The organism is Serratia sp. X10, from assembly GCF_017811775.1.
GTDB lineage: Bacteria > Pseudomonadota > Gammaproteobacteria > Enterobacterales > Enterobacteriaceae > Serratia > Serratia ureilytica.
Genome location: NZ_JAEIOH010000002.1, coordinates 665,623 through 687,529 on the forward strand (window position 1 = coordinate 665,623; position 21,907 = coordinate 687,529).

General features: G+C 59.3%; 23 protein-coding genes. 19 read left to right on the forward strand and 4 right to left on the reverse strand.

Going from position 1 to position 21,907, the window contains the following annotated elements:
• Positions 1-128 precede the first annotated feature (128 nt).
• Positions 129-1,061 carry a LysR family transcriptional regulator gene (locus J9788_RS08515; protein ID WP_046896579.1) on the reverse strand — a complete coding sequence of 311 codons (933 nt, stop codon included), beginning with the start codon at positions 1,059-1,061 and terminating at the stop codon, positions 129-131.
• A gap of 97 nt (positions 1,062-1,158) precedes the next feature.
• Here J9788_RS08515 and pcp point away from each other — a divergent pair, with 97 nt between their 5' ends.
• Entirely contained in the window at positions 1,159-1,806 is a 648-nt protein-coding gene (gene pcp, locus J9788_RS08520; RefSeq protein WP_046896724.1) for a pyroglutamyl-peptidase I, read from the forward strand.
• A 35-nt stretch (positions 1,807-1,841) separates the two neighbouring features.
• Here the strand turns inward: pcp and J9788_RS08525 are convergent, their stop codons facing one another.
• The 3 genes from J9788_RS08525 to ydgT all read right to left on the reverse strand — a co-directional run bounded on the left by J9788_RS08525 (position 1,842) and on the right by ydgT (position 3,791).
• On the reverse strand, positions 1,842-2,873 hold the full coding sequence (locus tag J9788_RS08525; RefSeq protein ID WP_046896580.1) for an NADP-dependent oxidoreductase: 1,032 nt from the start codon (positions 2,871-2,873) through the stop codon (positions 1,842-1,844).
• Between the two features lie 85 nt (positions 2,874-2,958).
• Entirely contained in the window at positions 2,959-3,378 is a 420-nt protein-coding gene (gene uspC, locus J9788_RS08530; RefSeq protein WP_046896581.1) for a universal stress protein UspC, read from the reverse strand.
• Between the two features lie 197 nt (positions 3,379-3,575).
• Positions 3,576-3,791 (reverse strand): transcription modulator YdgT, encoded by a 216-nt coding sequence (gene ydgT, locus J9788_RS08535; protein ID WP_004934895.1) that lies wholly within the window; start codon positions 3,789-3,791, stop codon positions 3,576-3,578.
• Positions 3,792-4,070: 279 nt separating this feature from the next.
• Between ydgT and J9788_RS08540 the strand changes: the two genes are divergently transcribed.
• The 18 genes from J9788_RS08540 to J9788_RS08625 all read left to right on the forward strand — a co-directional run bounded on the left by J9788_RS08540 (position 4,071) and on the right by J9788_RS08625 (position 21,905).
• Entirely contained in the window at positions 4,071-4,319 is a 249-nt protein-coding gene (locus tag J9788_RS08540; RefSeq protein WP_152665174.1) for a hypothetical protein, read from the forward strand.
• 829 nt (positions 4,320-5,148) lie between these two features.
• The gene (gene flhD, locus J9788_RS08545; RefSeq protein ID WP_004934891.1) at positions 5,149-5,499 is read left to right on the forward strand and encodes a flagellar transcriptional regulator FlhD; all 351 of its coding nucleotides are present in this window, start codon (positions 5,149-5,151) and stop codon (positions 5,497-5,499) included.
• Entirely contained in the window at positions 5,499-6,083 is a 585-nt protein-coding gene (gene flhC, locus J9788_RS08550) for a flagellar transcriptional regulator FlhC (RefSeq protein WP_016927281.1), read from the forward strand. The genes flhD and flhC overlap by 1 nt, the downstream gene beginning before the upstream one ends.
• A gap of 145 nt (positions 6,084-6,228) precedes the next feature.
• Complete coding sequence (gene motA / locus J9788_RS08555; RefSeq protein WP_015378266.1) at positions 6,229-7,119, forward strand: flagellar motor stator protein MotA; 891 nt, start codon at positions 6,229-6,231, stop codon at positions 7,117-7,119.
• On the forward strand, positions 7,116-8,180 hold the full coding sequence (gene motB, locus J9788_RS08560; RefSeq protein WP_046896582.1) for a flagellar motor protein MotB: 1,065 nt from the start codon (positions 7,116-7,118) through the stop codon (positions 8,178-8,180). Before motA ends, motB begins: the two co-directional genes overlap by 4 nt.
• Positions 8,177-10,198, forward strand: a complete 2,022-nt coding sequence (gene cheA, locus J9788_RS08565; protein ID WP_182264259.1) for a chemotaxis protein CheA — start codon at positions 8,177-8,179, stop codon at positions 10,196-10,198. The genes motB and cheA overlap by 4 nt, the downstream gene beginning before the upstream one ends.
• A gap of 32 nt (positions 10,199-10,230) precedes the next feature.
• Positions 10,231-10,731, forward strand: coding sequence for a chemotaxis protein CheW (cheW, locus tag J9788_RS08570; protein ID WP_004934876.1), 501 nt, complete (start codon positions 10,231-10,233; stop codon positions 10,729-10,731).
• A gap of 195 nt (positions 10,732-10,926) precedes the next feature.
• Positions 10,927-12,597 carry a methyl-accepting chemotaxis protein gene (locus J9788_RS08575; RefSeq protein ID WP_046896584.1) on the forward strand — a complete coding sequence of 557 codons (1,671 nt, stop codon included), beginning with the start codon at positions 10,927-10,929 and terminating at the stop codon, positions 12,595-12,597.
• Positions 12,598-12,672: 75 nt separating this feature from the next.
• Positions 12,673-14,289 (forward strand): methyl-accepting chemotaxis protein, encoded by a 1,617-nt coding sequence (locus J9788_RS08580; protein ID WP_046896585.1) that lies wholly within the window; start codon positions 12,673-12,675, stop codon positions 14,287-14,289.
• 37 nt (positions 14,290-14,326) lie between these two features.
• The gene (cheR, locus tag J9788_RS08585; RefSeq protein WP_046896586.1) at positions 14,327-15,199 is read left to right on the forward strand and encodes a protein-glutamate O-methyltransferase CheR; all 873 of its coding nucleotides are present in this window, start codon (positions 14,327-14,329) and stop codon (positions 15,197-15,199) included.
• Positions 15,199-16,248: a chemotaxis response regulator protein-glutamate methylesterase gene (locus J9788_RS08590; protein ID WP_046896587.1), complete on the forward strand. Its 1,050-nt coding sequence runs from the start codon at positions 15,199-15,201 to the stop codon at positions 16,246-16,248. Before cheR ends, J9788_RS08590 begins: the two co-directional genes overlap by 1 nt.
• Positions 16,249-16,350: 102 nt before the next feature.
• A complete protein-coding gene (gene cheY / locus J9788_RS08595) occupies positions 16,351-16,740 on the forward strand; it encodes a chemotaxis response regulator CheY (protein WP_004934862.1) in 390 nt (129 codons plus the stop codon).
• A 10-nt stretch (positions 16,741-16,750) separates the two neighbouring features.
• A complete protein-coding gene (gene cheZ / locus J9788_RS08600) occupies positions 16,751-17,395 on the forward strand; it encodes a protein phosphatase CheZ (protein WP_004934858.1) in 645 nt (214 codons plus the stop codon).
• Between the two features lie 125 nt (positions 17,396-17,520).
• A complete protein-coding gene (gene vapB, locus J9788_RS08605) occupies positions 17,521-17,754 on the forward strand; it encodes a type II toxin-antitoxin system VapB family antitoxin (RefSeq protein WP_046896588.1) in 234 nt (77 codons plus the stop codon).
• The gene (locus J9788_RS08610; RefSeq protein ID WP_094142813.1) at positions 17,754-18,152 is read left to right on the forward strand and encodes a type II toxin-antitoxin system VapC family toxin; all 399 of its coding nucleotides are present in this window, start codon (positions 17,754-17,756) and stop codon (positions 18,150-18,152) included. The genes vapB and J9788_RS08610 overlap by 1 nt, the downstream gene beginning before the upstream one ends.
• A gap of 126 nt (positions 18,153-18,278) precedes the next feature.
• Positions 18,279-19,430, forward strand: a complete 1,152-nt coding sequence (flhB, locus tag J9788_RS08615) for a flagellar biosynthesis protein FlhB (protein WP_019452962.1) — start codon at positions 18,279-18,281, stop codon at positions 19,428-19,430.
• The gene (gene flhA, locus J9788_RS08620; protein ID WP_103085412.1) at positions 19,423-21,501 is read left to right on the forward strand and encodes a flagellar biosynthesis protein FlhA; all 2,079 of its coding nucleotides are present in this window, start codon (positions 19,423-19,425) and stop codon (positions 21,499-21,501) included. The genes flhB and flhA overlap by 8 nt, the downstream gene beginning before the upstream one ends.
• Entirely contained in the window at positions 21,501-21,905 is a 405-nt protein-coding gene (locus J9788_RS08625; protein ID WP_033643530.1) for a flagellar protein FlhE, read from the forward strand. The genes flhA and J9788_RS08625 overlap by 1 nt, the downstream gene beginning before the upstream one ends.
• The last annotated feature ends 2 nt before the right edge of the window (positions 21,906-21,907 follow it).

Genomic DNA, 21,907 nt, shown 5'->3' on the forward strand with positions numbered 1-21,907 from the left:
AAGATGATCAAATATATAAATTTAACGAATGTTAATTCGGATGATTCCTATTTGGCGGGCGTGAAAAGCCCGCGGTGCGGGCCTCCGACGGTGAGTCTGAATGGTTGATAAAGCAGCAATTGATGCGGTTAGCGCGGAAGGGGATCGAGGGAAAGTCGGCTTATCAGGTCACAGAGCCAGGTTAAGGCCGGGTCGCGTTGCGCCTGTCGGCCGGCGATCAGCTCAATGGGGAAAGGCGCGATGGCCAACTCCTCAGGCAGCGGGAGAATGCGTACGCGTTGCGGATCGGAAAAACGCCGGGCCACGCTGGCGGCCAGGGTGGCGATCAGATCGCTGTCGGCGACCACCGCCGGCAGGGCGACAATGTGTGAAAAGGTCACGGCGACGCGCCGCTGGCCGCCGATTTCCGCCAGGCGGCGGTCGACCAAGCCTCTGGCGGAGCCGTCGTCAGCCGGCGCGTACAGCCCGTGCGGCAGGCTGAGGTAGCGGGCCAGATCCCAGCGGCCATCCGCCAATTGCGGGTGTGAACGGCTGGCGATACAGACCAGATGCTCTTCAAACAACGTGCGCACATAGTGGCTTTCCGCCCCGGAAAGATGCCCTCCCAGCGCGACATCCACCTCCCCGCTATCCAACTGACGGTAAATATTGCGGCGATCCAGACGCGAAACGCGAATATCGATGCCGGGTGCCGCCTGGCGCAAACGGCTGATGATGGCGGGCAGCAGCAAGATATCGGCATAGTCGCCGGCGGCCAGCGTAAAACGCCGTTGCCCGGCGGTGGCCGGATCGAAACGGGTCGGCGGGGCTAACGCCAGATGGATTTGCTCAAGCACCCGCTGTATCTGCGGCATAAGCTGGTGGGCGCGCGGCGTGGGCGCCATGCCGCCGCCGCTGCGGACAAACAGCGGATCGTTGAGCAGAATGCGCAGTCGCGCCAATGCATTGCTGACGGAAGGTTGCGCGCGGTTAAGACGCTGGCCTGCGGCGGTGACGTTACGCGTCTGATACAGCGCTTCAAACACCACCAGTAAATTGAGATCGACGTTGGCTAAATTCATTTTATGAATACTCTATATACAGATAATCCATTTCCAGAATCTTACAGCGTTCCCTAGGCTGGTAGCACACGAATTTAGCCTTCAATCAGGGGAAATGATGAACAAAGTGTTAATCACCGGCATTGAGCCGTTCGACGGTGACGCGGTGAACCCTTCCTGGCAGGTCGCGCAGGCATTGGCCGGAGAGCGTATCGCCGGCGCGGAGATCGCGGTGCTCGAGTTGCCGTGCGTATTGGGCGTGGCCAACCAGCAGTTGATCGCGGCGATTGAGGCATTGCAGCCGCTGGCGGTGATCTGTCTGGGGCTGGCCGGCGGCCGGGCCGAAATATCCCTGGAACGGGTAGCCATCAATTTGATCGATGCCCGCATTCCCGACAATGCCGGTAAACAGCCGATTGACGTGCCGGTGGTTGCCGGCGGGCCGGTGGGCTATTTCAGTACGCTGCCCGTCAAGGCCGCGGTGCAGCAACTGCGCCGGCAGGGGATCCCGGCGGGCGTTTCTTACACGGCGGGCACCTATAACTGCAACCATATTTTTTATGGTCTGCGTCACTATCTGGAGACGCGGCATTCGCGGGCCAGGGGCGGATTCGTGCACATTCCGTACAGCCATGAACTGGCGGCAGCGCATCCGGGCAAGCCGAGTATGGCGCTGGCGACGATGGTGGAAGCGGTGCGCACTCTCGTGCAGGTGACGCTCACGGTAGAGGAAGATGTGCGATTCGGCGACGGCGCCGTGCATTGATAAGCAGGGCGTGGCGCGCCACGCCCTGATGCGCGTTATTCGTCAGCGACGCGGATCACCAGTTTGCCGAAGTTTTTGCCCTGCAGCAGGCCGATAAAGGCCTGCGGCGCCTGCTCCAGCCCATCGACGATGTCCTCGCGGAACTTGATCTTTCCTTGCTCGACCCAGCTGCTCATCTGTTGCAGGAATTCATCAAAGCGTGAACCGTAATCGTCGAAGATGATAAAGCCCTGCATGCGGATGCGTTTACGCAAGATCAGCCCTTCCAGCAACGGTAAGCGATCCGGCCCGGCGGGTAACCCGGTGGCATTGTAATGGGCGATGATGCCGCAGACCGGAATGCGCGCTTTGGCGTTCAACAGCGGCAACACGGCGTCAAATACGGCGCCGCCGACGTTCTCATAATAGATGTCGATGCCCTGCGGGCAGGCGGCGGCCAGCTGTTCGGCAAAGTCGGGGGCGCGGTGATCGATACAGGCATCGAAACCCAACTCTTCCACCACATAGCGGCATTTGTCCGCACCGCCGGCAACGCCGACGACGCGGCAGCCTTTCAGTTTGCCGATTTGGCCGACCACTGAACCGACCGCGCCGCTGGCGGCGGCGACCACCAGCGTTTCACCCGCCTGCGGTTGGCCGATATCGAGCAACCCCATGTAAGCGGTAAAACCGGGCATGCCCAGCACGCCGAGCAGGCGGGAAGGGTGCGGCAAGTGTGGGCCGAGATTGCGCAGGCCGCTGCCGTCGGACAGCGCGTAATCCTGCCAACCGTCATAGCCCAATACCCAATCGCCGACGTTGAAATCGGGATGCTGTGAGGCCGCCACGCGAGATACCGTTCCGCCTACCATGACCTGACCGATCTCCACCGGCGGCGCGTAGGAGGGAGCATCGCTCATGCGTCCGCGCATATAAGGATCCAACGACAGATATACGGTGCGCAGCAGCAGCTGGCCGGCCTCGGGTTGTGGCACGTCGACCGTGTCGAGGCGGAAATTCGCCGCCGTCGGTTCGCCGTGCGGACGCGAGGCCAGCAGAAAGCGGCGGTTCTGTTGAGAAGGGGACATCGAAAGCTCCTTTGTGTTGCGACAAACAAGGTTCGTTAAGCCTAGTCCAGGGGCGCCAAGGCAACGTTACCGAATGTGCTTAGCCTCAGAGCGGAACGATCAGCACGTCGATATGGCTGATGTTGATGAAGCGGGCGGCGGAACAGGAGACTTTGTTCATCATGCTGTCGCGGTGATTGCCGCAGAGCAGCAGGTCGAACGGCTGACGGCGGCTGGCGAATTCCAGGCTGTCGCCAAGCTCGCCATGCACGATAAGGGTATCGGCGATCGGATAGCCGGCGCGTTGGCGCAGTTCCTCCATAAACAGCCGGGTTTCCTCTTCCATCAGCGTGCGCAAATCGGCCAGCATCGGCCCGGCGAAATTATTGTACATTTCCGGATTGGCGAGAGTGCTTAACAGGGTGATGTTGCCGCCGTAGGGGCGGACGATAGAGACGGCCTTTGCCACCAGGCGATGGCTGTCAGGCGCAACGGCGACGGTAACCAGAACGTTTTGATATCCCATATTCCACTCCTTGTTGCATCCGTCGTGTTTCAGGCTGCCGCGTCGGGGCCTTTGATGAAATGCTGCGCTCGGATAAAGGGTAGAACCTGGCGGGGGGAATAAATGTGTTTCGTATCACGCGCGGCAATAAAAGCTGAGTTTGCTCCGGTTATATAGCAATAAAAGATAAAACCGTTGCCGCACGTAATTTCACTGAATTAAAGCACCTGCGCCCACAGCGTTTTCGGCACCTTGCCCAGATCGAACAATTTACCGGCAACCAGCTCGGCGCGACGGTGGTCGGCAGCGCGGTACATATTGCTCATTTCTGTATCGTTTTCAATGGAATAGTTCAGTTTGTCGTACACCTTCTCCAGGCTGTCCAAAGAGGAGCATTTACGGAATGTCAGCAGATATTCGAGCGTATCGGTCATGATTAAAATATAGCCTGTTAATAGTTAAAGCCGGGTGAATAACACATAGTGGCTCACGGCGACGCCGTCGAGGCAGCGATGTACGACCTGACAAAAATCATTTCAAGTGAATAAATTGCACTGGGTAATAATGTGACGCCGCCCGTGGCGGCGCTGGGATAAATCATAATATGCAAGTGCGGCATCAGCAATCTCATCCTGCTGATAAATGAAGAAATAGGGAAAGTCTCAGGGCGATGCGTCACGAACGAGAAGCTTAAGCGTCGACGTTTCCGCTGCGTGCAAGCGCGCGAAGCCGCGCTCGCTCCCCTTTGGCGGCGTTTTTTTCACCTGCCCGGAGGGCGGTCGCAGCACGAAGCGATGTATGTTGCCGCTGTCGGCATTGAAACTGCGCCTGTTTGGCCTGCGCGATTATGGCAAGTAAAACAAAACTGCGTTTTATTTTATTGCAATGAAACGATGGGGCGCGGGAATTTTAATAACGTCTGGAACGGCGTGGTAATTAATGCGCCGGCAAAAAAGAAATAAAAAAATGCTAAAGCTTTAGGATGTGCTGCCGATATGTCGTTTTGGGGAAATTTAACGTTAAAAAACCATTCTTGCGCCGCGCTAATACGGAAACATATCGTTACGTCTATTGGCTTGTTCACTACGCCAGCGAATCATTGATAAGCCATAATCACCTGATGTTGAAAATTAGAACAACCCTCTGCGGAGGGTTTAAGTCAAATCCGATAGCTAATAACCTTATAGTTTACATAGGTTATTTTTCACCTCGGATATTTTTTAGCGGCTCAAATGGTTATTTATACTGAGATTGTTGCCTATATGCAGATTTTTGTTCTGTTATTTTGGTTTGGTGATGGTTTTGTTCGAATTGATCTAAAAAAGATAATTTTTTGGCTGATAAACATTGTTTTTAAGACGTTTTTTTACCTAAGGCGATTTTGTGAGCAAAATGCGGGTCATAAAATGTGCGAATTTAGGGGTATTTGGCTTAATTATTTTTTATTTTTGTGATCTATGTCACATTGTATTTAAAATTGCCTCTCACTTACATTGTGTGTGCTAATGGTTCGGGGGTAGAGTTGCGCTGCTTTAGGAATAATCTTATTAAATTTGTAAAAATAGTTTCATGGTGACTAAACACTATCGAAGCAGAATGCTGTACATCCATACACGTTGGTTTACGCTCGTAGCAAATACTGAACAGTGGTCGAATTTAGCGATTGGCGAAAATTATAGCAGTCGTTTTTGAGAGATTAATTTGCCAACTTTGGGAAACAACCCAGGTCACGGGCGATAAAATTTATCACCCAGCGTATGTTTTTAAACATAGTCTGTCGGGATGGGGAATATGGGTACGTCTGAATTACTTAAGCATATTTATGACATCAATTTGTCATATTTACTTTTAGCACAGCGTTTGATCAACGATGAAAAAGCGTCCGCGATGTTCCGCCTTGGTATTGATGAGACCATGGCCGATGCGTTGGCGCAGCTGACTTTGCCGCAAATGGTCAAACTGGCCGAGACCAACCAGCTGGTTTGCCACTTCCGCTTTAACGAAAGCCAGACCATCGAACGCCTGACAAAAGAGTCGCGCGTCGACGATCTGCAACAAATCCATACCGGCATTTTGCTATCAAGCCATTTACTGCAAGAGCTATCGAGTAAAGACGCTAGCCCGACGAAGAAAAGAGCCTGATGATGGTTGAGAAAAGCATTGTTCAAGAAGCCAAGGACATTCAGCTCGCCATGGAGCTGATTTCGCTGGGGGCCCGTTTGCAGATGCTGGAGAGTGAAACCCAGCTCAGCCGCGGGCGCTTGATTAAACTTTACAAGGAGTTGCGCGGCAGCCCGCCGCCAAAAGGAATGTTGCCGTTCTCAACCGACTGGTTTATGACCTGGGAACAGAATATTCATTCCTCGATGTTTTATAACGCCTACCTGTTTCTGATGAAAAGCGGACAGTGCAGCGGGGTGGAAGCGGTGATCAAAGCCTATCGCCTCTACCTGGAGCAGTGCCCGCAGCAGGCCGGCGAGGCGCCGTTGCTGGCGTTGACCCGCGCCTGGACGCTGGTGCGCTTCGTCGACAGCGGCATGTTGCAGCTCTCCGCCTGCAGCTGCTGCGGCGGCGCATTTATCACCCACGCGCACCAGCCGCTGAACGGTTTCATCTGCAGTTTATGCCAACCCCCATCCCGCGCTGTAAAAAGACGTAAACTTTCGCCGCAACTGGCCGATATTATTCCTCAACTGCTGGACGAGCAGGTCAAACGCGCCATTTGAGCCGCCACGTTGCCGGCTCTCGGCAATGAATACCGACGTGTGATACGCAGGGGCGGCATGCCGCCCCCAGACATGCAGCCTGGTCTGTCGCGCCAGGGCGCGTTTGCCCCACCTTCCATCCACATTGTTAATTTAAGGAATGCGTGTGCTAGTTATTTTGGGTTATCTCGTGGTATTGGGTGCGGTGTTTGGCGGCTACCTGATCGTGGGCGGTCATCTCGGTGCGCTCTATCAGCCGGCGGAGTTTCTGATTATCGGCGGGGCGGGGGTCGGCGCTTTCATCGTCGGCAACAACGGCAAGGCGATCAAAGCGACGCTGCGCGCCCTGCCACGCCTGATGCGGCGCTCCAAATACAACAAAGATCTGTATATGGATCTGATGGCGTTGCTGTTCCGTCTGCTGGCCAAATCGCGTCAGCAGGGCATGCTGTCGCTCGAGTTCGATATCGATAATCCGCAAGAAAGTGAAATTTTCTCTAATTATCCGCGCATCCTTGCCGATAACACCCTGGTGGAGTTCATTACCGACTATTTACGGCTGATGGTGAGCGGCAATATGAATGCGTTCGAGATCGAAGCGCTGATGGACGAAGAGATCGAAACCTACGAGCAGGAAAGCGAAGTGCCCGCCGGCAGTCTGGCGATGGTGGGCGACTCCTTGCCGGCGTTCGGCATCGTCGCGGCGGTGATGGGGGTGGTGCACGCCCTGGCTTCGGCTGACCGTCCGGCCGCTGAACTGGGCGCGTTGATCGCTAACGCCATGGTCGGTACTTTCCTCGGCATTTTGCTGGCCTACGGCTTCATCTCGCCGCTGGCGACGTTGCTGCGTCAGAAGAGTGCCGAAAACGTCAAGATGATGCAGTGCATCAAAGTCACGCTGTTGTCGAGCCTGAACGGTTACGCGCCGCAGATCGCGGTCGAGTTCGGCCGTAAAACGCTGTATACCACCGAACGTCCTTCTTTCGTTGAGCTGGAAGAACACGTGCGCCGCGTGAAAGCGCCGGCGCAGCAGGCGACGGAAGAAGAAGAAGCATGAAACAGAATCATCCGGTCGTTTTGGTCAGAAAGCGCAAGTCGCATCATGCCGCCCATCACGGCGGCTCCTGGAAGATCGCTTATGCCGACTTTATGACGGCGATGATGGCGTTCTTCCTGGTGATGTGGCTGCTGGCGATCGCCAGCCCGCAGGAGCTGACGCAAATCGCCGAATACTTCCGCACGCCGCTCAAGGTTGCCCTGACCAGCGGCGACAAGAGCAGTTCCGAAAGCAGCCCCATTCCTGGCGGCGGCGAGGATCCAACGCAACAGCATGGCCTGGTGAAAAAACAGGTCGATTCGCCGGACTCGCGCGCCGAAGAGCTGCGCCTGAACAAGCTGCGCGAAAAGCTGGATGAGTTGATTGAGTCCGATCCGCGCCTGAAGGCGCTGCGTCCGCATCTGTTGATCAACATGATGGACGAAGGGCTGCGCATCCAGATTATCGATAGCCAGAACCGGCCGATGTTCAAAACCGGCAGCGCGCAGGTCGAGAGCTACATGCGCGATATTCTGCGGGCGATAGCGCCGATCCTTAACGACTTGCCGAACAAAATCAGCCTGTCCGGCCACACCGATGACATCCCTTACGCCACCGGCGAACGCGGCTACAGCAACTGGGAACTGTCGGCCGATCGCGCCAACGCGTCGCGACGCGAGCTGATCGCCGGCGGCCTGGCGGAAGGCAAAGTGCTGCGGGTGGTAGGCATGGCGGCCACCATGAGCCTGAAACAGCATGGCGCCGATGATGCGATTAACCGCCGCATCACCGTACTGGTGTTGAACAAGCAAACGCAAGAGGGCATCGAGCACGAAAATGCCGAAAGCAACGCGCTGGATATTGCCCAGCCGGACAGCCTGAAGCAGCTGGCGCCGTCGGCGACCGCGCCGGCCAGCCAAACGCCGGAATCTTCGACGACAGCCCCGGAACCCGCGGCGCCAACGCCGAACGCTCCACCGCAGGCGTCCCCGGCGATAGCCCCGGCCGACCAGGCGTCGGAACCACCGGCGGCCGCACCCGCACCGACTAACCGCGACTCACAGCCAGAGGTGACCCCGTGAGCATGGACATTAGCGATTTTTATCAGACCTTCTTTGATGAGGCGGACGAGTTGCTGGCCGACATGGAGCAACACCTGCTGGAGCTGGATCCGTTGGCCCCCGATATCGAGCCGTTGAACGCCATCTTCCGCGCGGCGCATTCGATCAAGGGCGGCGCGGCGACCTTTGGTTTTTCGGTGCTGCAGGAAACCACCCACCTGCTGGAGAACCTGCTGGACGGTGCAAGACGCCAGGAAATGAGCCTGAGCACCGAGATTATCAACCTGTTTCTGGAAACCAAAGACATTATGCAGGAGCAACTGGACGCCTATAAAACCTCGCAACAGCCTGACGCTGAAAGCTTTGAATACATTTGCCAGGCGCTGCGTCAGCTGGCGTTGGAAGCGCAACAGCAGCAGGAGGCGCCTGCGGCTCAACCCGCCGTTCAGCAGCCGGTCGCTCAGCCATCGGCCGCGCCGGCGGCGATCGAAGGCGGCATGCGCATCAGCCTGAACGGGCTGAAAGCCAGTGAAATCCCGTTGATGTTGGAAGAGCTGGGCAACCTCGGCGAAGTTAAAGACCCGCATCAGACGGAACACAGCCTGGACGTGACGTTGCTCACCTCCGCCAGCGAAGACGACATCAGCGCCGTGCTGTGCTTTGTGCTGGAATCGGAACAAATCAGCTTCTCGACGCCGACGCAAAGCGCGCCGGCCGTCGCGGAGGCGAACTTGCCGGAGACGGTCGCTGCGCCGGAACCGGCGCCAGCGCCGATCGCCAGCGCTGCGCCGCCTGCCGCCAAACCGGCGGCCGCAGCGGCGGAAGCGCCGAAAGCGCGCGCCAAGGCGAGCGAATCCACCAGCATTCGCGTAGCGGTGGAAAAGGTGGATCAGCTGATCAACCTGGTGGGCGAGCTGGTGATCACCCAGTCGATGCTGGCGCAACGCTCCGGCACGCTGGATCCGGTGAACCACGGCGATCTGCTGAACAGCATGAGCCAGCTGGAGCGTAACGCACGCGATCTCCAGGAGTCGGTGATGTCGATCCGCATGATGCCGATGGAATACGTCTTCAGCCGCTACCCGCGTCTGGTGCGCGATCTGGCCGGCAAGCTGAACAAACAGGTGGAGCTGACGCTGCAGGGCAGCTCGACCGAACTGGACAAGAGCCTGATCGAACGCATTATCGACCCGTTGACGCACCTGGTGCGCAACAGCCTCGATCACGGCATCGAAGAGCCGGCCACCCGCATCGCCGCCGGCAAGTCGGCGGTGGGCAATCTGGTGCTGTCGGCCGAACATCAGGGCGGCAACATCTGCATTGAGGTCATCGACGACGGCGCCGGGCTGAACCGCGAAAAAATTCTCGCCAAGGCCGCTTCGCAAGGGTTGGCGGTGAGCGACAGCATGAGCGACGAAGAGGTCGGCATGCTGATCTTCGCGCCGGGCTTCTCCACCGCCGAGCAGGTGACAGACGTTTCCGGCCGCGGCGTCGGCATGGACGTGGTGAAACGGAATATTCAGGAGATGGGCGGCCACGTCGAGATCCGTTCGCAGGCCGGTAAAGGCACCACCATCCGCATTCTGCTGCCGTTGACGCTGGCGATCCTCGACGGCATGTCGGTCAAGGTGAACGACGAAGTCTTTATTCTGCCGTTGAACGCGGTGATGGAATCGCTGCAGCCGCAGGCGGAGGATTTGCATCCGTTGGCCGGCGGCGAGCGCGTGCTGCAGGTGCGCGGCGAGTACCTGCCGCTGGTGGAACTGTATCGGGTATTTGAAGTGGAAGGCGCCAAAACCGACGCCACTCAGGGCATTGTGGTGATCTTGCAAAGCGCCGGCCGCCGCTATGCGTTGCTGGTGGATCAGCTGATTGGCCAGCATCAGGTGGTGGTGAAGAATCTGGAAAGCAACTACCGCAAAGTGCCGGGCATTTCCGCCGCGACCATTTTGGGCGACGGCAGCGTGGCCTTGATCGTCGATGTCTCGGCGTTGCAAACCTTGAACCGTGAAAAGCGTCTGACGGACGCCGCCGCATAATAATGAGTTTATTGATTTAAAAGGTGAATGATATGGCAGGATTGGCAGCCGTCAGCAAATTGGCTGGCGAAACGGTAGGGCAAGAGTTTCTGATTTTTACCCTGGGCAACGAGGAGTACGGCATCGATATCCTCAAGGTGCAGGAAATTCGCGGCTACGATCAGGTGACCCGCATCGCCAACACCCCGGCGTTCATCAAGGGCGTCACTAACTTGCGCGGCGTGATCGTGCCGATCATCGATCTGCGGGTGAAGTTCTCGCAGCAGAGCGTTTCTTACGATGAGAACACCGTGGTGATCGTGCTGAACTTTGGCCAGCGCGTGGTGGGCATCGTGGTCGACGGCGTTTCCGACGTGCTGTCGCTGACCGCCGATCAGATCCGCCCGGCGCCGGAGTTTGCGGTGACGCTGGCGACTGAATACCTCACCGGCCTCGGTTCGCTGGGCGAGCGCATGCTGATCCTGGTGGATATCGAAAAGCTGCTGAGCAGTGAAGAGATGTCGCTGGTCGACAGCGTGGCGAAAAGCGTCTAATTCAAGACCGAAGGGGGCAGGGTGCTGCCCCCTATAACCTTCACTTTCCATGACTTGCCGCAACGTCGTAGGCCGTGTCCTGAACCCCCACTAAAAATAGTTACTTTCCCGCATAAAGTTTTGCCGCGCTGCGCCGATAACTCACACATTCAACGTCATCAAAGCCTGTCTGCGCGGGCTTCAACAAGGGAAATCATGTTAAATCGTATGAAGGTGGTCACCAGCCTGTTGCTGGTGTTGGTGCTGTTTGGCGCCTTGCAGTTGATTTCGGGCGGACTCTTTTTCTCCTCGCTGAAAAGCGATAAGGAAAACTTTACCGTCCTGCAAACTATCCGTCAGCAGCAGTTGCAGCTGAGTGAAAGCCGCGTTGACCTGCTGCAGGCGCGCAACTCGCTGAACCGCGCCGGTATTCGTTACATGATGGATACCAATAAGATCGGCAGCGGCGCCACCATTGATGAACTGCTGGCCAAGGCGAAAGAAGAGCTGGCCGAGGCGGAAAGACACTACGCCGCGTACGAGAAAATCCCTCAGGATCCGCGCCAGGATCCTCAGTCGGCAGAGCGCGTTAAGCAGCAATACGACATTCTGTACGGTGCGCTTTCCGAACTGATCCAACTGCTGGGCGAAGGCAAGATCAACGCCTTCTTCGATCAGCCTACGCAGAGCTACCAGGACAACTTTGAGCAGAGCTACAACACTTACCTGGAGCAAAACGGCAAGCTGTACCAAATCGCGGTCGACGGCAGCAACAGCTCCTACAACTCGGCCATTTGGACGCTGATCGTGGTGCTGGTGGTGGTGCTGGCAGTGATCGTACTGGCCTGGACCGGTATCCATCACATCCTGGTGCGCCCGCTGAATCGCATGATTGATCACATCAAACAGATCGCCGCCGGCGACCTGACTCAACAGATCGTCGTCACCAGCCGCAACGAAATGGGCGTGCTGGCGGCCAGCCTGAAACACATGCAAAGCGAGCTGATCGAAACCGTCAGCGGCGTGCGTCAGGGCGCAGACGCCATCTACAGCGGCGCGTCTGAAATCGCCGCAGGCAACAACGATCTCTCCTCCCGCACCGAGCAGCAGGCCGCTTCGCTGGAAGAGACCGCCGCCAGCATGGAGCAGTTGACCGCGACGGTGAAACAGAACGCCGAAAACGCCCGTCAGGCATCTCAGCTGGCGCTGAGCGCCTCAGAAACCGCGCAGAAAGGCGGCAAGGTCGTGGCTAACGTGGTGCAGACCATGCACGACATCGCCGGCAGCTCACAGAAGATTGCCGATATTACCGGCGTGATCGACGGCATCGCTTTCCAGACCAACATCCTGGCGTTGAACGCCGCGGTGGAAGCGGCGCGCGCCGGCGAACAGGGCCGCGGCTTTGCGGTGGTGGCCGGTGAAGTGCGCAACCTAGCGCAGCGCAGCGCGCAGGCGGCGAAAGAGATCAAAGGCCTGATTGAAGACTCGGTCAGCCGCGTCGATATGGGTTCCGTCTTGGTCGAGAGCGCCGGCGAAACCATGGGCGACATCGTCAACGCCGTTACCCGCGTGACCGACATCATGGGCGAAATCGCCTCGGCGTCGGACGAGCAGAGCCGCGGCATCGATCAGGTTGGCCAGGCGGTGGCGGAAATGGACCGCGTCACCCAGCAGAACGCCTCGTTGGTGGAAGAGTCCGCCTCGGCGGCGGCGGCGCTGGAAGAACAGGCCAGCATGCTGACCCAGTCGGTGGCGGTATTCCGCCTGAGGTCGGAAGGCCAGGAAGAGTTTAAAGCGCCTGTCACCAGCAAGGCGCAGGTAACACCGGTAATCAATCATAAGAAAATGAACGCCAGCGATCTGCAGGATAACTGGGAAACGTTCTGACCGGTATCGGGCCTCTCTCGCAGAGGCCCTTTTCCCTACGTAGGCCGGTCGCCGGCCGGCTGCAAGGAGGTTCAAGTGTTTAACCGAATCCGTATCTCTACCAGCTTATTCCTGTTGTTGATGACCTTCTGCGTTCTGCAGTTGGCCAGCAGCGGCCTGTCGTATTCCGCGTTTCGCTCCGATAACCACAACCTCGACATCATCACCCTCGGCAGCCAGCAGCGCGATTCGCTCAGCTTGAGCTGGGTGTCGCTGTTGCAGGCGCGCAATACGCTGAACCGCGCCGGCACCCGCGCGGCGCTGAAGCTGCCGCAGGAGCAGGTGAACGAGCTGATGAGCAACGCCCGCAGTTCGCTACAGAAGGCCGATCTCTATTTCAATCAGTTTATGGCGGTTGAACGCAGCAGTGAACAGCAGAACCAGCAGACGGCCACTACCAAGGCCAGCTACGAGCGGCTGCGCGGCGCGCTGCGCGAGCTGATCGGTTTCCTGGAAAAGGGCGAGCTGCAGGCGTTTATGGATCAGCCGACGCAGAAAACCCAGGATCTGTTCGAGGCCGACTTCGTGCAGTACCTGCAGTTGGTCAATGGTGACATCAGCGAGGCCAGAGACGCCAATCAGTTTTCCTTCACGCTGGCGGGTCTGATGCTGGCGGGGGCGGTATTGATGCTGATCGTGGTGACCGGCAGCGCCATGTGGTGGTTGCGCACCATGCTGATACAGCCGCTGAACCAAATCCGCGGCCACTTCGAACGCATCGCCGCCGGCGATCTGGCGACGCCGATTCAGGTGTACGGCCGCAATGAAATCAGCATGCTGTTCGCCAGCCTGCAACGCACGCAGCAGTCGCTGATCGGCACCGTCGGTGCGGTGCGCGACGGGGCGGAGTCGATTCTGATCGGCCTGCAGGAGATCGCCGAAGGCAACAACGATCTCTCTTCCCGCACCGAGCAGCAGGCCGCGTCGCTGGAAGAAACCGCCGCCAGCATGGAACAGCTGACCGCGACGGTGAAGCAGAACGCCGACAATGCGCGACAGGCGTCGCAACTGGCGCGCGACGCTTCGGCCACCGCGGCCAAGGGCGGCGAACTGGCCGGCGACGTGGTGACCACCATGCACGATATCGCCAACAGTTCACAGAAAATCGGCGCCATCACCAGCGTGATCGACGGCATCGCCTTCCAGACCAACATTCTGGCGCTCAATGCGGCGGTGGAAGCGGCGCGCGCCGGCGAACAAGGGCGCGGTTTCGCGGTGGTCGCCGGTGAAGTGCGCAACCTGGCGAGCCGCAGCGCGCAGGCGGCGAAAGAGATCAAGGTGCTGATCGACGAATCGGTCAGCCGCGTCAAACACGGCTCGGTGCTGGTGGAGAATTCCGGCGCCACCATGCAGGACATTGTGCGTTCGGTGACTCGCGTGACTGACATCATGGGCGAGATCGCGTCGGCTTCGGATGAACAGAGCCGTGGCATCGAGCAGGTGACGCAGGCGGTGACCCAGATGGACCAGGTTACCCAGCAGAACGCCGCGCTGGTGGAAGAGTCCGCCTCTGCCGCCACCGCGCTGGAAGAGCAGGCCATTACCCTGGCCGACGCGGTCGCGGTATTCCGTCTGGCGGACGATAACTTTGTCGCGCCAGGTAACAGCAACAATGCAGTTTCACCCGTGGTAAAGGAAGCCCAAGATTGTTAACCCGCATAAACAGCACGTTTTTCTCCGGTGAGGCGGCATGAAACAGGCGCCGTCAACTTCTAACCGGGATACTGCGTCGATGTTGACGCAAATGGTGCAGCGCCTGCCGCTGTCGGACGTGCATTTTCGCCGTATCAGCCAGTTGATATATCAACGCGCCGGCATCGTGCTGGCGGAGCATAAGCGCGAGATGGTTTACAACCGCCTGGTGCGCCGGTTGCGGCTGCTGGGATTGCACGATTTCGGCGCCTACCTGGCGCTGCTGGAAAGCGATCCGAACAGCGCGGAGTGGCAGGCGTTCATCAACGCATTGACCACCAACCTGACGGCATTTTTCCGCGAGGCGCATCACTTCCCGATCCTAGCGGAGCATGCGCGCTCGCGGCCGAACGGCTACAGCGTCTGGAGCACCGCGGCCTCGACCGGCGAAGAGCCATATTCGATCGCCATCACGCTGAGCGATGCCCTGGGGCAGCGGGCCGGCAGTTGCCAGGTCTGGGCCAGCGACATCGACACGCAGGTGCTGGAAAAAGCGGAAGCGGGCGTTTACCGCCAGGAAGATCTGCGCACCCTGACGCCGACCCAAATGCAGCGCTATTTTCTGCGCGGCACCGGGCCGCATCAGGGGCTGGTGCGCGTGCGGCCGGAACTGGCGGCGCGGGTGAACTTCCAGCCGTTGAACCTGCTGGCGCCGGAATGGGCGCTACCGGGGCAATTTGACGCCATTTTTTGCCGCAACGTCATGATCTATTTCGATAAGGCGACGCAGGAGCGCATCCTGCGCCGCTTCGTTCCCTTGCTTAAGCCGGGGGGGCTGATGTTCGCCGGCCACTCCGAGAATTTCAGCCAGATCAGCCGGGATTTCTACTTGCGTGGGCAGACCGTGTATGGGCTGACCAAGGAGAGGTAATGAGTAAAATCAGAGTGTTATGCGTAGATGATTCGGCACTGATGCGCCAGCTGATGACGGAAATCGTGAACGGCCACCCCGACATGGAAATGGTGGCGACCGCGCCGGATCCGCTGGTGGCGCGCGATCTGATCAAAAAATTTAATCCTCAGGTGCTGACACTGGACGTCGAGATGCCGCGCATGGACGGGCTGGATTTCCTCGAGAAGTTGATGCGCCTGCGGCCGATGCCGGTAGTGATGGTCTCTTCGCTGACCGGTAAAGGCTCGGAGATCACGCTGCGTGCGCTGGAGCTGGGCGCGGTGGATTTCGTCACCAAACCGCAGCTCGGCATTCGCGAGGGCATGTTGGCCTACAGCGAACTGATTGCCGAGAAGATCCGCACCGCCGCCAGAGCGCGCCTGCCGCAGCGATCCAGCAGCCCTGCGCCGGCGATCCTCAGCCATGCGCCGCTGTTGAGCAGTGAAAAACTGATCGCCATCGGCGCCTCCACCGGCGGCACCGAAGCGATCCGCCAGGTGTTGCAGCCGCTGCCGGCCACCAGTCCGGCGCTGCTGATCACCCAACACATGCCGCCGGGATTTACCCGTTCGTTCGCCGAACGGCTGAACAAACTGTGTCAGATCACGGTGAAAGAAGCGGAGGACGGCGAGCGCGTGCTGCCGGGCCACGCCTATATCGCACCGGGGGACCGCCATCTGGAGCTGGCGCGCAGCGGCGCCAACTATCAGGTGAAGCTGCATGACGGCCCGGCGGTCAATCGCCATCGCCCGTCGGTCGACGTGCTGTTCCGCTCGGTGGCGCAATACGCCGGCCGCAATGCGGTGGGGGTGATCCTCACCGGCATGGGCAACGACGGTGCGGCGGGGATGCTGGAGATGCATCGCGCCGGGGCTTATACCCTGGCGCAGAACGAGGCGAGCTGTGTGGTATTCGGCATGCCGCGCGAGGCGATCGCCAGCGGCGGCGTCAGCGAAGTGGTCGAGCTGGACAGAATGAGCCAACGGATGCTGGCGCAGATTGCCGGCGGCCAGGCATTGCGTATTTGATTTTAGTCCGCCGGGGTTACCCGGCGGCGATATGACCCACGGCCGCCGCGCGGCGGCCTGCGGTTTTGCATCATTAAACGGTTAACTATTTCAGGAGTAACAATGGCAGACAAGAACCTCAGATTTCTGGTTGTGGACGACTTCTCCACCATGCGTCGCATCGTCAGAAATTTGCTGAAAGAGCTGGGCTTCAACAACGTCGAAGAAGCTGAAGACGGTGCGGATGCGCTGAACAAGCTGCGCGCCGGCGGTTTCGACTTCGTGGTGTCCGACTGGAACATGCCGAACATGGACGGGCTTGAGCTGTTGCAAACCATCCGCGCCGACAGCGCGCTGGCCGCGATGCCGGTACTGATGGTGACGGCGGAAGCCAAGAAAGAAAATATCATCGCGGCGGCGCAGGCCGGCGCCAGCGGTTATGTAGTGAAACCATTTACGGCGGCGACGCTGGAAGAAAAGCTCAACAAGATTTTTGAAAAATTGGGCATGTAAGGAGAGGGCGATGAGAGACATTCCAATGCCTGCCAGCGATGCAGCGACCGCGGGAGAGATCATCTCCCGCATCGGCCAACTGACCCGAATGCTGCGCGACAGCATGCGCGAACTGGGGCTCGATCAGGCGATCGCCCAGGCGGCAGAGGCGATCCCGGATGCGCGCGACCGTCTTGACTATGTCGTAACCATGACGGCGCAGGCGGCGGAACGGGCGTTGAACTGCGTAGAGGCGGCGCAACCGCGCCAGGCGGAGCTGGAATCCGGCGCTAACGCGTTGAAAGGGCGCTGGGACGAGTGGTTCGCCAATCCCATCGAACTGGACGACGCGCGTTCTCTGGTCAACGACACGCGCCAGTATCTGGATCAGGTGCCGGGCCATACGGCCTTCACCAACGCCCAGCTGCTGGAGATCATGATGGCGCAAGATTTCCAGGATCTGACCGGTCAGGTAATCAAGCGCATGATGGACGTGGTGCAGGAGATCGAAAAGCAGCTGCTGATGGTACTGATGGAAAACATGCCGGAGCAGCCGGTGAAGGAAAAACGGCCGAACGACAGCCTGCTGAACGGCCCGCAGCTCGACCAGAACGGCGTCGGCGTGATCGCCAATCAGGCGCAGGTCGACGATCTGCTCGACAGCCTCGGTTTCTGAGGCCTTTCGGGGCGCGCGACGGCGCGCCCCGAAAGTTGCGCAGCGTCGCGCAAAGATTTGAGTATATAGCGTTGCTATATACACTGTGGCGATTATAATTTGTACTCCAGTTAAAGGAGGTCGCCATGACGTTAGGTTCTGTCTTTACCAATAATCGGACGCAGGCCGTGCGCTTGCCTGCAGAGGTGCGTTTCCCCGATACCGTTTCTAAAGTGACCGTCCGCGTGGTGGGCAAAGAGCGTATTCTTGCGCCGGTGGAGAATACCTGGGACAGTTTCTTCTGCGCGGAAAATGAGGTGAGCGATGACTTCCTCAATGAACGTGCCGGGCAACACCAGCGTGAGCGGGAAGCGTTTTGATGTTCAGCCATATGCTGGACACCAATATTGTTATCTATGTCATCAAGCGCCGGCCTCTGGAAGTGCTGGAGGCGTTCAATCGCTATGCGGGCAAAATGGTCATTTCGTCGGTCACCTATGGCGAATTGGTTCACGGAGTGGAGAAAAGCTCGCGTCCGGCGGTGAACGCCAGAGTGGTTGAGGATTTTGTCTCCCGATTGGACATTCTCGATTACGGCGCCAAAGCGGCTTCGCACTACGGCAACATTCGGGCTGCGCTGGAACGCCAGGGAACGCCTATTGGCGTAAACGATCTGCATATCGCCGGGCATGCGCGCAGCGAAGGATTGATCCTGGTGACCAATAATCGACGCGAATTTGAGCGCGTTGAGGGGTTGCGGCTGGAAAATTGGTTGTAACGTCTCCCTGATGGTCTCATCCCCTAAATAACCCGCCTTTTTCCCCGTTGTTCCCCCAATGACATCGCCATTTTTTTGGCATGCTGACCGCCATTCTTTACCCTCCCGACACAGGAACGGCGTTTCGTGGCTGAAGACAGCGATCTGGAAAAAAGCGAGGCCCCCACGCCCCACAGGCTGGAGAAGGCGCGTGAAGACGGCCAGATCCCGCGCTCGCGCGAGCTGACCTCGGTACTGATGCTGCTCTCGGGCCTCGCGATTATCCTGATGTCCGGCAGCAACATGGCGCAACAGCTGGCGGCGATGCTCACGCAAGGTCTGAACTTCGATCACGGCATGGTCAGCAACGATAAACAGATGCTGCGCCAATTGGGCATGTTGCTGCGCCAGGCGGTGCTGGCGCTGCTGCCGATCATGGCGGGGCTGGTGCTGGTGGCGCTCGCCGCGCCGATGTTGCTGGGGGGCATTTTGTTCAGCGGCAAGTCGATCAAGTTCGATTTGAAGCGGCTGAACCCGCTATCCGGGTTGAAGCGCATCTTTTCTACCCAGGTGCTGGCCGAGCTGCTGAAAGGGATCCTGAAAGCGACGCTGGTCGGTTGGGTGACCGGCCTCTATCTGTGGCACAACTGGGCGGCGATGCTGCATCTGATGACTCAGCAGCCGCTCGATGCGCTGGGCAACGCGCTGCAGATGATTCTGTTCTGCGGCTTTCTGGTGGTGCTGGGATTGACGCCGATGGTGGCGTTCGACGTGTTTTATCAGCTGTGGAGTCACTTCAAGAAGCTGAAGATGACCAAGCAGGATATTCGCGACGAGTTCAAAGACCAGGAAGGGGACCCGCACGTCAAGGGGCGCATTCGTCAGCAGCAGCGGGCGATCGCCCGGCGCCGCATGATGGCCGATGTGCCCAAGGCGGACGTGATCGTCACCAACCCGACGCACTACGCCGTCGCGTTGCAGTACAACGACAAAAAAATGAGCGCGCCGAAAGTGCTAGCCAAAGGGGCCGGCGAAATCGCCTTGCGCATTCGCGAACTCGGTGCGGAACACCGCATCCCGATGCTGGAGGCGCCGCCGCTGGCGCGCGCGCTGTATCGGCACAGCGAGATCGGACAACATATTCCGGCCACCCTGTATGCCGCGGTCGCCGAAGTGCTGGCCTGGGTGTACCAACTGCGCCGCTGGCGGCGCGAGGGCGGCCTGATCCCGAAAAAACCTGAACGTTTACCGGTGCCGGAAGCACTGGATTTTGCGAGAGAGAGTGACTCTGATGGCTAATTTGGCCTCCCTGCTTCGTTTGCCGGGCAATTTTAAAGATACGCAGTGGCAGGTGCTGGCCGGCCCGGTGCTGATCCTGCTGATTTTGTCGATGATGGTGTTGCCGCTGCCGGCGTTTATCCTCGACCTGCTGTTTACCTTCAACATCGCGCTGTCGATCATGGTGTTGCTGGTGGCGATGTTCACCCAGCGCACGCTCGAGTTCGCCGCTTTCCCGACCATCCTGCTGTTTTCCACATTGCTGCGTTTGTCGCTCAACGTCGCCTCGACGCGCATCATCTTGCTGGAAGGCCACACCGGTTCCGCCGCCGCCGGGCGCGTGGTGGAAGCCTTCGGCCACTTCCTGGTGGGGGGCAACTTCGCCATCGGCATCGTGGTGTTCATCATCCTGGTGCTGATCAACTTTATGGTCATCACCAAAGGTGCGGGGCGTATCGCCGAAGTGGGCGCGCGCTTCGTGCTGGACGGCATGCCGGGCAAACAGATGGCGATTGACGCCGATTTGAACGCCGGATTGATTGGCGAAGACGAGGCGAAGAAACGCCGCGCCGAAGTGACCCAGGAGGCCGATTTCTACGGCTCGATGGACGGCGCCAGTAAATTCGTGCGCGGCGACGCCATCGCCGGCCTGATGATCATGGTGCTGAACGTAGTCGGCGGCCTGTTGGTCGGCGTGGTGCAACACGGCATGGAGCTGGGGGCGGCGGCGGAAAGCTATACGCTGCTGACCATCGGTGACGGCCTGGTGGCGCAGATCCCGGCGTTGGTGATCTCCACCGCCGCCGGCGTTATCGTCACCCGCGTCGCGACCGATCAGGACGTCGGCGAGCAGATGGTGGGCCAGCTGTTCAACAATCCGCGCGTGATGTTGCTGAGCGCCGGGGTGCTGGGACTGTTGGGCCTGGTGCCGGGCATGCCGAACCTGGTGTTCCTGCTGTTTACCGCCGCTTTGCTGGGCCTGGCCTGGTGGCTGCGCGGCCGTGAACAACAGGCGCCGAAGACGGTAGAGGCGCCGGTGATGCCGGAGAATCCGCAGGCCGCCGAAGCCAGCTGGGCCGACGTGCAGTTGGAAGATCCGCTGGGCATGGAAGTGGGCTACCGGTTGATTCCGATGGTTGACTTTCAACAGAACGGCGAGCTGCTTGGGCGTATTCGCGGCATCCGCAAGAAATTCGCCCAGGACATGGGTTATCTGCCGCCGGTGGTGCACATTCGCGACAACCTGGAACTGCCGCCTGCCAGCTACCGCATCCTGATGAAAGGCGTCGAGATCGGCAGCGGTGAAGCGCAGCCGGGCCGCTGGCTGGCGATCAACCCCGGCAATGCCGTGGGCGAGCTGGCGGGAGACAAAACCGTCGATCCCGCCTTCGGGCTGGAAGCGGTGTGGATCGACAGCGCCTTGCGCGAGCAGGCGCAAATCCAGGGCTTTACCGTGGTGGAAGCCAGCACCGTGGTGGCGACGCACCTCAATCACCTGATAGGCCAGTTCGCCAGCGAGCTGTTCGGCCGCCAGGAGACCCAACAGCTGTTGGATCGCGTGTCGCAGGAGATGCCGAAGCTGACCGAAGACTTCGTGCCGGGCGTGGTGTCACTGACGACGTTGCACAAGGTGCTGCAAAATCTGCTGGCCGAGCGCGTGTCCATTCGCGATATGCGCACCATCGTCGAAACGCTGGCGGAGCATGCCCCGGCGCAGAGCGATCCTTATGAATTGACCACCGTGGTGCGGGTGGCGCTGGGCCGGGCGATCACGCAGCAGTGGTTCCCGGGCAACGGCGAGATTCAGGTTATCGGGCTAGATACCCAGCTGGAGCGCCTGTTGCTGCAGGCGTTGCAGGGCGGCGGCGGTCTGGAGCCGGGGCTGGCTGACCGTCTGCTGGAGCAGGCGCGTCAGGCGCTGCAACGGCAAGAGATGCTCAGCGCGCCACCGGTGCTGTTGGTTAACCATGCGCTGCGTCCTTTACTGGCGCGCTTCCTGCGTCGCAGCCTGCCGCAGCTCGTGGTGCTGTCCAACCTGGAGATCAACGACGATCGCCAGATTCGCATGACCTCGACCATTGGAGCCGCCTGATGAAACGCTGTCTGTCCTTGTTGTGTTTGCTGGCGCCGCTAGCCGCCGGCGCGGTGTCCGGCTCCTGGGTGGCTGAAGGGGCGGGGGTCACGCTGGAACAGGGCGGGATGCGCGATGAATCCGCCGGTTTGCGGCCGCCGAACGCGCTGCCGGATGCCAATGCGCGCATCACCAGCGTCAGCTGGCGCTACCGTTTGCTGGGGCCGGAGCCCGTGGGGCTGCAGGCCCAGCTCTGCACGGTAAACCGCTGCATTCCGCTCGGCGGCGGCAGCGGCAGCAGCATCGGTCTGCAGGGCGAGCCGGCCAATGCGGAATTGCGCTTTGTCTATTACGTGCAGTCGCAAGGCGGGCTGAATCCGCCGCTGCGGGTGATTGGCAATCAGGTGATCGTCAATTATCAGTAAGA